A 12,889-nucleotide genomic window follows, 5' to 3' on the forward strand; every position below is an offset into this window, starting at 1 on the left:
CACGTGAACGCGCGCGTCAATTCGTGAGAAACTCTCAGCGCCAGATGGCCGAACCGGCGCGAAAGAGATTCGACAAAAAGATGCCGAAGAAATACGGGGTCAAAGAAAAGGACCTGGTTGTTTCGCACATCCTCCACCTGTTGTTGACCGGCAAGCTGCGCAGCGGGGACCGCGTCGACCGCAACGAAATTGCGCTGGGCTTGGGAGTCAGCCGGGTCCCCATTCAGGAGGCACTGGTCCAACTCGAGCACGACGGCATTGTGTCCACCCGGTATCACCGCGGCGCCTTTGTCGAGCGTTTCGATGAAGCCACCGTCCTCGAGCACCACGAACTGGACGGGCTCCTCAACGGGATCGCGTCCGCACGCGCGGCGACCAACCCCACCCCGCGGATCCTGGGGCAGCTCGACACCCTCATGCGCTCGCTGCGCGCCGCCAAGGATGCGCGCGCGTTCAGCGATATCGCCGCCGAATATCGGCGCACCGTCAACGACGAGTACGCCGGGCCGCGGCTGCACGCGACGATCCGCGCCTCGCAAAACCTCATCCCCCGCCTGTTCTGGACGACCTATCAGGGCGGACGCGAGGAAATACTGCCGTTCTACGAGGACGAGAACTCCGCGATACACCGCCGCGATCCCGACGCCGCGCGGGCGGCCTGCGTCGACCGCTCCTACCTGATGGCCCAGACCATGCTTGCCGAGCTGGTTCGGCGCAGGGTCTTCACGCCGTCCGACGACATCGGACGCGTGGCTGCCGGCCCCCTTCAAGTGATTACCGGCGGCGAGGCGATCTCGGCCGAAGCGTCGTTGGTGCTGTAGAACCGGCGCTGTCCGGGCCGTGCCGCCGCCGGGTCGATACGGTGGCAGTGATGAGTTTGCCCGTGCGCCGGCGCGCCACGCGCCTTGCCAAGCTGTTCGCACTGGCCTCGACATTGCTGGTGGTGTGGGGGTCGACGTCGATCACGCTGGCCAGTCCCGCGGCGGCCGACCGCAACCAATGCGCGCCCGCCGGCCCGAAGAGCGCGGCCGTGTTGCCGGAGGAACTGGCCCATAGCGGCGCCATGGGCCGGCCCGACGAGCACACCACGCCCGGCGTCGAGCCGCTGAGTTCGGTGAACGTCGACACCCTGGGTTTGGGCACGCCGGGGGTGTTGACCGTCGGCACCCTCTCGGGCGCTCCGCCCCACATCTGCATCACCCCCACCGGCCAGTACAGCGGGTTCGACAACCAGCTGCTGCGGGCGATCGCCCGCAAGCTCGGTCTTCAAGTCCGCTTCGTCGGCACGGATTTCGCCGGGCTGCTCGCACAGGTGGCGACGCACCGCTTCGACGTCGGGTCCTCGTCGATCAAGGCCACCGAGGAGCGCCGCCGGACCGTCGCCTTCACCAACGGCTACGACTTCGGCTACTACTCGCTGGTGGTGCCCCCCGGCTCCGCCATAAAAGACTTCAGCAATCTGACCGCCCGGCAGCGCATCGGCGTCGTGCAGGGCACCGTCGAAGAGTCCTACGTCGTCGACAATCTGCATTTGCAGCCGGTGAAGTACCCCGACTTCGCCACCGTGTATGCCAGCCTCAAGACGCGCCAGATCGACGCGTGGGTGGCGCCGGCCGGGGAGGCGGCCAGCACGATCCAGCGGGGCGATCCGGCGGTGATCGTGGCGCACGCCTTCAGCAACGAGGGCTTCGTGGCGTACGCGGTGGCCAAGGACAACAAGCCTTTGGTGGACGCACTGAATTCCGGGCTCGACGCCGTGATCGCCGACGGCACCTGGTCAAACCTGTACTCGCAGTGGGTTCCCCGCACCCTGCCGCCGGGCTGGAAGCCCGGATCGCTGGCCGCGCCCCCGCCGGTCCTGCCGGATTTCGCCGCCATCGCGGCGAGTCAACACCACAAGAACGTGGGCCCGGCCGCGCCCAAGTCGACGCTTGCGCAGTTGCGTGACTCGTTCTTCGACTGGGAGATGTACCGGCAGGCCATTCCCGCTCTGTTCAGCACGGGGCTGCCCAACACGTTGATCCTGACCAGCAGCGCCAGCGCGATCGGGCTGACGCTGGGCATGCTGCTGGCCATCGCCGGGATATCGCAGTCGCGCTGGCTGCGCTGGCCGGCGCGCGTGTACACCGACGTTTTCCGGGGGCTCCCGGAAGTGGTGATCATCCTGATCATCGGGCTCGGTGTCGGGCCGATAGTGGGCGGGTTGACCAACAACAACCCGTATCCGATCGGCGTTGCCGCGTTGGGGATGATGGCCGCCGCGTACATTGGCGAAATCCTGCGCTCGGGGATCCAAAGCGTCGATCCCGGCCAGTTGGAAGCGTCCCGCGCGCTGGGGTTCAGCTATCCGGTGGCGATGCGGTTGGTGGTGGTGCCCCAGGGGGTGCGACGGGTGCTGCCGGCGCTGGTCAATCAATTCATCGCGTTGCTGAAAGCCTCTGCGCTGGTGTACTTCCTGGGCCTGGTCGCCGACCAGCGGGAGCTGTTCCAGGTGGGCCGCGACCTCAACGCGCAGACCGGCAACCTGTCGCCGCTCGTCGCCGCCGGCGCCTTCTACCTGATATTGACTGTGCCGTTAACGCATTTGGTGAATTACATCGACGCTCGGCTGCGCCGTGGTCGCGCCGCGGTCGACCCCGAGGACCGGCCCGACATGCTCACCTCGACGTTCGGCCAGGAGATCACGTGAGTTCGGGCGTCGTGGCCCGTTCGTCAGTCTCTTTGGCGTGCAACGGCATTCACAAAACCCTGGATGGTATCGCGGTGCTTCGCGGCGTCGATATCGACGTCCCCGCGGGCAGCACGGTTGCGGTCATCGGGCCGTCCGGCTCGGGCAAGTCGACGCTGCTGCGCACGCTCAACCGCTTGCACGAGCCGGACAGCGGCGACATCCTGCTCGACGGCAGGTCGGTGTTGAAGGACGATCCCGACCAGCTACGCCAGCGCATCGGCATGGTGTTCCAGCATTTCAATCTCTTCCCGCACCGCACCGTACTGGACAACGTGGCCCTGGCACCGCGCAAGTTGCGGCGTCTGCCCGCCGACCGGGCGCGCGACTTGGCGCTGACGCAGCTGGACCGAGTTGGCCTGAAACACAAGGCCGGTTCCCGCCCCGGCATGCTGTCGGGAGGCCAACAACAGCGGGTGGCGATTGCCCGCGCCCTGGCGATGTCGCCGCAGGTGATGTTTTTCGACGAGGCGACCTCGGCGCTGGATCCCGAAATGGTCAAGGGAATTTTAGAACTCATTGCCGACCTCGGTGCCGACGGCATGACAATGGTTGTCGTAACCCACGAAATGGGCTTCGCCCGGTCGGCATCCGACGCGGTGGTTTTCATGGATCACGGCAAGGTCGTGGAATCGGGCCCGCCCGAGCAGATATTCGAAGCCGCCGAGACCGAACGGCTGCAGCGGTTTTTGTCCCAAGTGCTTTGATCCCCACTGCCCTAATGGGCAATAGCTACCTTGTAAGCACCTGATAACGGGTTAGACTCCGGATTTATGGCAGACAGCGAATCGAACCCGGCCGACGTTGCCGAGCTCGCCGAAGGTTTGCACCGTGCGCTGTCCAAATTGTTTGCCATGCTCCGGCGTGGGGACCCCAGCGGGGCCGCCGCCGGGGAACTGACCCTGGCGCAGCTGTCGATCCTGGTCACCTTGCTCGATCAGGGGCCCATCCGGATGACCGATCTGGCGGCGCACGAACGGGTGCGGACTCCCACCACGACCGTGGCGATCCGCCGGCTCGAGAAGGTGGGGTTGGTCAAGCGTTCCCGCGACCCGTCCGATCTGCGGGCGGTCCTGGTCGACATCACCCCGCGCGGGCGAGCCGTCCACGGGGAGTCGCTGGCCAACCGCCGCGCGGCCCTGGCCGCCATGCTCAGCCAGCTCCCCACCGACGACCTCGACACCCTGATGAAGGCGCTGGCGCCGCTGGAGCGGTTGGCGTCCGGCGACCCCACGTCCGGCCCGGCCGGCGTGCCGCCCGCCCGCCAGGAAGCCTGAAAGCTGCTGGCGCTCAACGCTTTTCGCCTGGCGTTCCGGTCTGGGTAGACTTTCCCTCATGCCCACTGCACTCATCACCGGCGCCGGACGCGGAATCGGTACGGCGATCGCGACGGCGCTGGCGCCGACGCACGCCCTGCTGCTGGCCGGCCGCCCATCCGATCGGCTCGACGCGGTCGCGGAGCGACTCGATGCCACCACCTTCCCACTGGACCTGACCGACGGGGGCGACATCGAGGCCGCCTGCGAAATCGTGGACGAACTCGACGTGCTCGTGCACAACGCGGGACTGTCGATCCCCGGGAACGTCGCCGATTCCCACGTCGACGAGTGGCGTGCCACCTTCGCCGTCAACGTCTTTGGGCCGGTGGAACTCACGCTGGCGCTGTTGCCCGCGCTGCGACGCGCCCGTGGCCAGGTCATCTTCATCAACTCCGGAGCGGGCCGCAACGTCTCGCCCGGCATGGCCTCCTATTCGGCCAGCAAGTTCGCCGTCCGCGCCTTCGCGGACTCCCTGCGCAACGACGAGCCGGACTTGCGCGTCACCACGGTCTATCCGGGCCGCACCGACACCGACATGCAACGCGAACTCATCGAATTCGAAGGCGGAAGCTACGATCCCGCCAAGTTCTTGAAGCCGGAAACCGTTGCGGCCGCGGTCGCCAACGTGGTGGCCACCCCACCCGACGGGCACGTCCACGAGGTGATGCTTCGGCCGGCCGGTCGGTAGCGGCGTTACACGACGAGGTTGACCAGCCGGCCGGGGACCACGATCACCTTGCGCGGGTTCGCACCCGCCAGGAACGCCTGAACCTTCTCGTCGGCCAGCGCGGCGGCCTTCAACGTGTCCTGGTCGGCGTCGGCGGCCACCGTCACGCGTCCGCGCACCTTGCCGTTCACCTGCACCGGGTATTCCACCGTGTCGTCGACGAGGTACGCGGGGTCGGCCACCGGGAACGGCCCGTGCGCCAGCGAGGTGGTGTGGCCGAGCCGTAGCCACAATTCCTCGGCCAGGTGCGGAGCCAGGGGCGCCAGCATCAACACCAGCGGCTCGACCGCGGCGCGGGGCACCTCCTCACGGTGCTCCTTGGTGAGGTGGTTGGTGTATTCGATCAGCTTGGCCGCGGCCGTGTTATTGCGCAGTGCGGCATAGTCTTCCGCGACTCCGGCGATTGTGCGGTGCAGCATCCGCAGGGTGCCGGTGGCGAGCTCCTGCGCGGGCCCGTCGAGGACCCGCGTCTCACCGGTCTGTTCGTCGACCACCAGCCGCCACACGCGCTGCAGGAATCGGTGGGCCCCGACGACGTCCTTGGTCGCCCAGGGCCGGGAGGCCTCCAGCGGTCCCATCGACATCTCGTAGACCCGCAGCGTGTCGGCGCCGTAGTCGTCGCAGATCTCGTCGGGCGAGATCGAATTCTTGAGGCTCTTACCGATTTTGCCGAACTCCTGGAAGACTTCGACCTCCCCCCCGGGTCCCGGGTAGACGAAACGGCCGTCCCGCTCGACCACCTCTTCGGCGGGCACGTACGACCCTCGGGCGTCCGTGTAGGCGAAGGCCTGGATGTAGCCCTGGTTGACCAGCCGGCGGTAGGGCTCCCGCGAGCTGACGTGTCCCAGGTCGTAGAGAACCTTGTGCCAGAACCGCGCATAGAGCAGGTGCAGCACGGCGTGTTCGGCGCCGCCGACGTACAGGTCGACGCCGCCGGGATCCTGCGGGCCGTGCTCGGCCGGCCGCGGGCCCATCCAGTAGGCCTCATTCTCCTTGGCGCAGAACCGTTCCGAGTTGTGCGGGTCGGTGTAGCGCAGTTCGTACCAGGAGCTGCCGGCCCACTGCGGCATCACGTTGGTGTCGCGGGTGTAGGGCTTGAGGCCGTCGCCGAGATCCAGCTCGACGTGCACCCATTCCGTGGCCTTGGCCAGCGGCGGCGAGGGCTCGCTGTCGGCGTCGTCGGGGTCGAACAGCACGGGCGAGTAGTCCGGCACGTCGGGCAGCTCGACCGGCAGCGCGGCTTCGTCGAGTGCGTGCGCGCGTCCGTCGGCGTCGTAGACGATCGGGAACGGTTCACCCCAGTACCGCTGGCGGGCGAAAAGCCAGTCGCGCAACTTGAATTCGATGCGGGCCTGGCCCCGGCCTTCGGACTCCAGGCGGGCGGTGATCTTTTCCTTGGCGGCAGCCACGTCCAGGCCGTCGAGGTAGCCGGAGTTGACCAGCACCCCGTCACCGGCGTAGGCCGCTTCCGAAATATCCCCGCCGGCAATGACTTCCACGATGGGCAGGCCGAACTCGTGGGCGAAGTCCCAGTCCCGCTGGTCGTGGCCGGGGACGGCCATGATGGCCCCGGTCCCGTACCCGGCCAGCACGTAGTCGGCGATGAAGATCGGCACGGGCTTGCCGTTGGTGGGGTTGGTGGCGTAGCTGCCCAAAAAGACGCCGGTCTTCGCCTTGCTCTCCTGGCGCTCGAGGTCCGACTTCGAGGCGATGGCCTTGCGGTAGGCGTCGACGGCTTCGCCGGGCGTCGCGGCGCGATACGTCCAACGCGGGTCGGTGCCGTCGGGCCAGGCGGCGGCGACCAGCTCGTCGACCAGGTCGTGCTCGGGGGCCAGCACCAAGTAGGTGGCGCCGAACAGCGTGTCGGGCCGGGTGGTGAACACCTCGATGTCGACCGCCTCGCCATCGGCCTTGGTCGCCGCGAACAGCGCCTTGGCGCCGGTGGACCGGCCGATCCAGTTGCGCTGCATGGCCTTGACCGGCTCCGGCCAGTCCAGCAGTTCGAGGTCGTCGAGCAGCCGGTCGGAATAGGCGGTGATCCGCATCATCCACTGCCGCAACCGCTTCCGGAATACCGGGAAGTTGCCGCGGTCGCTGCGGCCGTCGGCGGTCACCTCCTCGTTGGCCAGCACGGTGCCCAACCCGGGGCACCAGTTCACCATCGAGTCGGCCCGGTAGACCAGCCGGTGGCTATCGATCACGTCGGCCCGCTCCCCCGCCGACAGGGCGGCCCAGTCCCGCCCGTCCTCGAGCCGGCGCGCCCCGGAATCGAATTCGGCGACCAGCTCGGCGATGGGACGCGCCTTGTTGGCGGCGGTGTCGAACCAGGCGTTGTAGATCTGCAGGAAGATCCACTGCGTCCACTTGTAGAACTCGACGTCGGTGGTCGAGAAGCTGCGTCGGCTGTCGTGGCCCAGCCCAAGGCGGCCCAGCTGGCGCCGGAAATTGACGACGTTGGCCTCGGTGCGGGTGCGCGGGTGGGTGCCGGTCTGCACGGCGTACTGCTCGGCGGGCAGCCCGAATGCGTCAAACCCCAACGCGTGCAGCACGTTACGGCCCGTCATGCGGAAATAGCGGGCGTACACGTCCGTCGCGATGTAGCCCAGCGGGTGGCCGACGTGCAGCCCCTCCCCCGACGGGTAGGGGAACATGTCCTGCACGAACAACTTGTCGTCGGGGACCGAAGACCCGTCTGGCGGCGCCAGCGATCCGACCGGGTTGGGCACATTGAACGTCCCCAGCTTCGCCCAGTTGTCCTGCCACGCGCCCTCGATCCGGGCCGCCAGCGCCGCGGTGTAACGATGCGGCGGCGCGTCGGAGTCCGGCTGGGCGGCGCCAGGGCCGCCGCCTGTCGAAGTGGTCGGGGATTCGGTCACTTGAACAGGGTATAAGGGCCGACACGGCCGTTCGCCGGCCACAGGTTGGTCTCGGTTCCGTTGCGCGCCGATCAGGGGTTCATCCCAGGTGTATTTCGGGCCTGTTCACCGCCTTTGACCTCTAGTTACAGTCGGCCACTATCGACGGCTTCTGGTATTTGAGCCATGGGAAGGACCGACGCAGATGATTGACATCGTCCCCGTCCACCGGGCACTTCTCGGCGGCATGGTCGCCGGCCTGATGGGTTTGGCGGTTGTTGCGAGCGGCACCGCATCGGCGGACCCGTTGCCCCCGGCGCCGGCACCGGTTCCCGCCGTCCCCGCGCAGGCGCCGCAGAACCTCGGGCCCGAGCTGGTGCCTCCGAGCAGATACCTCGCCGCGCCGCAGGCGGCCACTCCCCTGGCGCCGCCGGCCACCGCCGGGACTCCAGGAACGACGGCACCCGCCGCGGCCGCCCCGGCTGCCGCTCCGGCCCCGGCTGCGGCCCCGGCTCCCGTTCCCGCGACCTCCGGCACGATTCGTGAATTCCTGCAGTCGAAGGGCGTCAAGCTCGAGGCGCAGAAGCCGCAGAACTTCAAGGCGCTCGACATCACGCTGCCGGTGCCCGCCCGCTGGACCCAGGTGCCCGACCCGAACGTGCCCGACGCGTTCGCGGTCATCGCCGATCGGCGCGGCAGCAGCATCTATTCCTCCAACGCCCAGGTGGTGGTGTACAAGCTGGTCGGGGATTTCGATCCGAAAGAGGCGATCACCCACGGCTACGTCGACAGCCAGAAACTGCCGGCGTGGCAGCCCACCAATGCCTCGATGGCCGACTTCGGGGGCTTCCCGTCGTCCATCGTCGAGGGCACCTACCGCGACGGGGACCTGACGCTGAACACGTCCCGGCGCCACGTCATCGCCACGTCGGGACCCGACAAGTACCTCGTCTCGCTCGCGGTGACCACCGACCGCGCGGTCAGCGTCGCCGACGCCCCGGCGACCGACGCCATCATCAACGGTTTCCGGGTCAACGCCCCCGGCGGTGCCGCCCCGGCGCCGGCCCAGGCCCCGGCCGCCTCGCCGGTCGGGCGACCCGCCCAGCCACCCGTCGCTCCGGCACCCGCCACCGCCCCGGCCGCTCCGGTCGCCCCGGCGCCGGCTGCCCCCGCCACCCCAGCGGCCCCGGTCGCCCCGGTTGCCCCGGCCGCCCCGGCCCCCGCCACGGCTCCGTTGGTGCCGCTCGCCCAGACGACACCCGCGGCCCCGGCCCGGCTCCCCGCGCAGACTCCGCTGCCCAACCAGCAGCACACGCCCAGCCTGCTGGCCATGGTGCCCGGCTTGCCGCCGCTGCCGAACTTTTCGTTCCTCCAGCACTGAGCCCGGCGGCACCCACCCCGCAGAGCCGGATGAGCGGGCGGCCAACCCGGCTCGTATTGTGGGCCCATGCTGATTGCGGGCGTGCTGTGCATGTGTGCGGCGGTGGCCTCGGCGGGGTTCGGCACCTGGTCGCTTGCGCACAATCGGAATTTCGGCGCCACGGCGCTGGCGCTGCGCGCCATGGCGCCCACCCAGTTGGCTGCCGCGGTGATGCTGGGCGCCGGTGGTGTGGTGGCGCTGGCCGCGGTCCCGCACACCGCACTGGTGGTGCTGATCGTGTGTGTCGCGGGGGCGCTGGGGACGCTGGCCGCGGGCTCCTGGCAGAGCGCGCGTTTCGCGCTGCGCCAGGAAGCGGCGGCGCCCGCGTGCGCGGGCAGCTGCGCCGGCTGCACACAGTCGTGCCACTGACTTCTAGCTGGGGAGCCCTAGTTTCGGCTGATGTCGATCGGGTGGGTCGCGAGCAGCGACAGCGGCAACGGCTGCCGACGCAGGACGTGACCCCACAAATCTGACCTCGGCCCGACGAGAACGTCGGAGGGCAAGGCGGACAAGACAATCCAGTCGTCGCGTTCGATCTCGCCTTCGAGCTGACCGATTGTCCAGCCGGAGTATCCCGCGAAGATCCGCACGCCCTCCACCAGGGGTGCGATGGCGTCGGGGTCGGCGTCCAAATCGACCATCACCACTCGGCCGTCCACATGCCGCAAGCCCGGCACGTCGTGCGGATCGGCGCCGACGCGCAACGTCGCCAGACACAGCGCGGCGTCACGCTTCACCGGGCCCCCGATGAACATCGTCTTCGGCTTCGCCGACAGGTTGGTCCACTGGGGCAGCACGTTGTACACCGCGGTTTCGCTGGCGCGGTTGAGCACCACACCCAGCGTGCCGCCATCGTTGTGCTCGACGATGTAGATCACGCTGCGCCGAAACGTCGGTTCGAGAAGGTCGGTGTTGGCGAGCAGCAAAGTCCCCGCGCGCACCCGTTGCGCGGCGGGTGCGACATAGTCCTCTGGATCCTCCGGCGGCGGCACCCCACCATCATCGCATCCGGCCGATCGTCGCCCAGGGCAATCGCGACCGCGGGCCACGGCGATTTGTACTGTTGTTGGGACAGCTCTGAGCGCACGAGTTTGCCAGCCCCAATCGCGAAAGTCGGTTTCGGTGATCCCAACCCGGATGCAGTCCAGCGCACCCGTCGAAATCTGGCGGTCCGTGCGCGGTTTGCCAGACTTCTGGCGGCTGCTGCAGGTGCGCATGGCGAGCCAGTTCGGTGACGGACTGTTTCAGGCGGCGCTGGCCGGAGCGCTGCTGTTCAACCCGGATCGCGCGGCCGATCCGCTTTCCATCGCGCGCGCCTTCACGGTCCTGTTTCTGCCCTACTCGCTGCTGGGGCCGTTCGCCGGCGCACTGATGGATAGGTGGGACCGCCGGCTCGTGCTCGTCGGAGCCAACGCGGGCCGCCTGATCCTCGTCGCCGCGATCGGCACGATCCTGGCGGTCCGGGCGGGCGACCTGCCGCTGCTGCTGGGCGCGTTGTTCGCCAACGGCTTAGCCCGATTCGTCGGGTCCGGGCTGTCCGCGTCGCTGCCGCATGTGGTGCCGCGCGAGCAGGTGGTGACGATGAACTCGGTGGCGACCGCGGTCGGTGCCATCGCGGCGTTCGTCGGCGCAAACTTCATGCTGGTGCCGCGGTTCGTCTTCGGCGCCGGCGACAAGGGCGCCTCGGCCATCGTCTTCATCACGGCGATTCCCGTGGCGATCGCGTTGCTGTTGTCGTGGCGGTTCGGTCCGCGGGCGCTGGGCCCCGACGACACCCGGCGCGCGATCCACGGCCCCGTCATCTACGCGGTGGTCACCGGCTGGCTGCACGGTGCGCGCACGGTGGCGCAGCGCCCGACGGTCGGCGCCACACTGTCGGGGCTGGCCTCGCACCGGATGGTGGTCGGCATCAACTCGCTGCTGGTCCTGTTGCTGGTCCATCACATGCCCGATGCCGATGGCGGGGGATTCGGGACCGCGCTGCTGTTCTTCGGCGCGGCGGGCTTGGGCGCCTTTTTGGCCAACCTGCTGACACCGCCCGCGATCCGGCGGTGGGGGCGCTATGCCACGGCAAACGGTGCGTTGGCGGCCTCGGCGATCATCGAGATCGCCGGCGCCCAGCTGCTGGTCCCCGTCATGGTGGCGTGTGGCTTTCTCCTCGGCGTCACCGGTCAGGTGGTCAAACTCTGCGCCGACACAGCGATCCAGATGGATGTCGACGACGCTCTTCGCGGGCATGTGTTCGCCGTGCAGGACGCGCTGTTTTGGGTGGCGTTCATCGTCGCGATCACGGTGGCCGGAACGTTGATCCCCGGCGACGGACACGCGCCCGCGTTCGCATTGTTCGGCTCGGTGCTCTACCTGGCCGGCCTGGCGGTGCACAGCTTCATCGGCCGCCGCGGCGAGCAGGCGAATGATCGCTAGGGTGACGACGTGAGGTGTCCAACCGCCGCGGCCGGCAGGGGAGCGCAGCGATGACCGGTCCCGCACCCATGGTCGAGGACCTGCGCGCCGAGAGCGAGGCGCTCGACGCCCTGGTCGCGCCGTTGCAGCCCGAGCGCTGGGCCGACCCGACGCCCGCGCCCGGCTGGACCATCGCGCACCAGATCGGACACCTGCTGTGGACCGACCGCGTCGCCCTGATCGCGGTGACCGACGAGCCCGGATTCGCCGACGTGCTGGCGGGTGCGGCCGCCGACCCGACGGGCTTCGTCGACAAGGGTGCCGAAGAACTTGCGGCCCTGGCGCCGGCGGAGCTGCTCGCCGACTGGCGCACCACGCGACGCCGGCTGCACGAGGAGCTGCTCGGGGTCACCGCCGGCCGCAAACTCCCGTGGTTCGGCCCGCCGATGAGTGCGGCCTCGATGGCCACCGCGCGGTTGATGGAGACGTGGGCGCACGGCCTCGACGTCGCCGACGCGCTCGGCGTCACGCGCCCCGCGACCGACCGCCTACGGTCGATCGCTCATCTGGGGGTCCGCACCCGCGACTTCGCCTTCGCCGTCAACAATCTCGCACCCCCGGCCGAACCGTTCCTGGTCGAACTGCGCGGACCCGGCGGTGACATTTGGTCCTGGGGACCGCCGGAGGCTGACCAACGGGTCAGCGGCTCCGCGGAGGATTTCTGCTACCTGGTCACCCAGCGGCGCCCGCTGAGCGCCCTGGACATCACGGCCCAAGGCGCCGACGCGCGGCGCTGGCTGGAGATCGCGCAAGCTTTCGCGGGGCCTCCCGGCGTCGGGCGATGAGCGCGCGATTTGGCTGAAGCCGCGGGTGCCGGCCACGCGGAGCGCCACTTCTGTCTCATGCGTCGCTCGGAGTCGGCACCCATCCTTTGCCCGCCTCACAGCGACAAAAGCCAGCGCGGTGCCGCCGGCCCGTCGAACGCCACACGGTGTCGCTACGAGGTGGGCAGCAGGCATGTCCCTTCCCGGAGAGACGACCGGTGTGACCAACGCGGGGGGGCCCGTCAACCGAGCCCGCGCGATGAGCGCGTAAGCGCCATCAGTGCAGGGGGCCGCCGTAACTCGCCCGGTTCTCGGCCTCGGCCTCTTCTCGCAGCGCAGTGATCGCGAGGTTCAGCCGGTCGGCCAACTCGCCGTGGCCGTACCCGGTCATCACACCGGGATGGAGGGTCAGTTTGATCAGGCGACCGTCGGAATTCGCCACGGCGTACACGTCGCCCAGGTCGACGCTGTAGGTCACCGCCTCGGCCTGCGCCACGAGGGCTTCCCACTTGTCGGCCGCTTCGCTCAGTTCCCGAAGAACCGATTCGACGAGATCCTTATCGCTGAGATTCGCGCGACTGCCCGAACCCGACACGAGGAACAGTATCGTCGA

12 protein-coding genes are annotated in these 12,889 nt (G+C 68.8%); 9 read left to right on the plus strand and 3 right to left on the minus strand.

Annotated elements, in window-relative coordinates; genetic code table 11:
* The first annotated feature begins 80 nt into the window (after window positions 1–80).
* The 5 genes from QGN31_RS26035 to QGN31_RS26055 all read left to right on the plus strand — a co-directional run bounded on the left by QGN31_RS26035 (window position 81) and on the right by QGN31_RS26055 (window position 4,735).
* Window positions 81–821 carry a GntR family transcriptional regulator gene (locus QGN31_RS26035; RefSeq protein WP_038538361.1) on the plus strand — a complete coding sequence of 247 codons (741 nt, stop codon included), beginning with the start codon at window positions 81–83 and terminating at the stop codon, window positions 819–821.
* Between the two features lie 50 nt (window positions 822–871).
* Window positions 872–2,689, plus strand: coding sequence for an ABC transporter substrate-binding protein/permease (locus QGN31_RS26040; protein ID WP_038534686.1), 1,818 nt, complete (start codon window positions 872–874; stop codon window positions 2,687–2,689).
* Window positions 2,686–3,435, plus strand: a complete 750-nt coding sequence (locus tag QGN31_RS26045) for an amino acid ABC transporter ATP-binding protein (RefSeq protein ID WP_014940924.1) — start codon at window positions 2,686–2,688, stop codon at window positions 3,433–3,435. The genes QGN31_RS26040 and QGN31_RS26045 overlap by 4 nt, the downstream gene beginning before the upstream one ends.
* Before the next feature lie 66 nt (window positions 3,436–3,501).
* Window positions 3,502–4,005: a MarR family winged helix-turn-helix transcriptional regulator gene (locus QGN31_RS26050; RefSeq protein WP_009954167.1), complete on the plus strand. Its 504-nt coding sequence runs from the start codon at window positions 3,502–3,504 to the stop codon at window positions 4,003–4,005.
* 58 nt (window positions 4,006–4,063) lie between these two features.
* Window positions 4,064–4,735 (plus strand): SDR family oxidoreductase, encoded by a 672-nt coding sequence (locus QGN31_RS26055; RefSeq protein WP_014940923.1) that lies wholly within the window; start codon window positions 4,064–4,066, stop codon window positions 4,733–4,735.
* A gap of 5 nt (window positions 4,736–4,740) precedes the next feature.
* Here QGN31_RS26055 and leuS read toward each other — a convergent pair whose 3' ends face one another.
* Window positions 4,741–7,650 carry a leucine--tRNA ligase gene (leuS, locus tag QGN31_RS26060; RefSeq protein ID WP_014940922.1) on the minus strand — a complete coding sequence of 970 codons (2,910 nt, stop codon included), beginning with the start codon at window positions 7,648–7,650 and terminating at the stop codon, window positions 4,741–4,743.
* Window positions 7,651–7,834: 184 nt separating this feature from the next.
* On the opposite strand from leuS, the gene QGN31_RS26065 reads away from it, so the two are divergent.
* Both QGN31_RS26065 and QGN31_RS26070 read left to right on the plus strand, forming a co-directional pair.
* Window positions 7,835–9,010, plus strand: coding sequence for an LpqN/LpqT family lipoprotein (locus QGN31_RS26065; RefSeq protein WP_014381569.1), 1,176 nt, complete (start codon window positions 7,835–7,837; stop codon window positions 9,008–9,010).
* Between the two features lie 66 nt (window positions 9,011–9,076).
* The gene (locus QGN31_RS26070) at window positions 9,077–9,418 is read left to right on the plus strand and encodes a hypothetical protein (RefSeq protein ID WP_008262622.1); all 342 of its coding nucleotides are present in this window, start codon (window positions 9,077–9,079) and stop codon (window positions 9,416–9,418) included.
* Window positions 9,419–9,435: 17 nt separating this feature from the next.
* On the opposite strand, the gene QGN31_RS26075 is transcribed toward QGN31_RS26070, so the two are convergent.
* Window positions 9,436–10,041 (minus strand): YqgE/AlgH family protein, encoded by a 606-nt coding sequence (locus QGN31_RS26075; protein WP_014381568.1) that lies wholly within the window; start codon window positions 10,039–10,041, stop codon window positions 9,436–9,438.
* A gap of 145 nt (window positions 10,042–10,186) precedes the next feature.
* Between QGN31_RS26075 and QGN31_RS26080 the strand changes: the two genes are divergently transcribed.
* Both QGN31_RS26080 and QGN31_RS26085 read left to right on the plus strand, forming a co-directional pair.
* Window positions 10,187–11,473 (plus strand): MFS transporter, encoded by a 1,287-nt coding sequence (locus QGN31_RS26080; protein ID WP_014381567.1) that lies wholly within the window; start codon window positions 10,187–10,189, stop codon window positions 11,471–11,473.
* A gap of 50 nt (window positions 11,474–11,523) precedes the next feature.
* Window positions 11,524–12,297, plus strand: coding sequence for a TIGR03084 family metal-binding protein (locus QGN31_RS26085; protein ID WP_009952728.1), 774 nt, complete (start codon window positions 11,524–11,526; stop codon window positions 12,295–12,297).
* A gap of 256 nt (window positions 12,298–12,553) precedes the next feature.
* Here the strand turns inward: QGN31_RS26085 and QGN31_RS26090 are convergent, their stop codons facing one another.
* A complete protein-coding gene (locus QGN31_RS26090) occupies window positions 12,554–12,880 on the minus strand; it encodes a DUF2710 family protein (RefSeq protein WP_170320646.1) in 327 nt (108 codons plus the stop codon).
* Window positions 12,881–12,889: the final 9 nt, after the last annotated feature.

The sequence above is a fragment of the Mycobacterium sp. 2-64 genome, assembly GCF_035918375.1.
Classification (GTDB): domain Bacteria; phylum Actinomycetota; class Actinomycetes; order Mycobacteriales; family Mycobacteriaceae; genus Mycobacterium; species Mycobacterium intracellulare.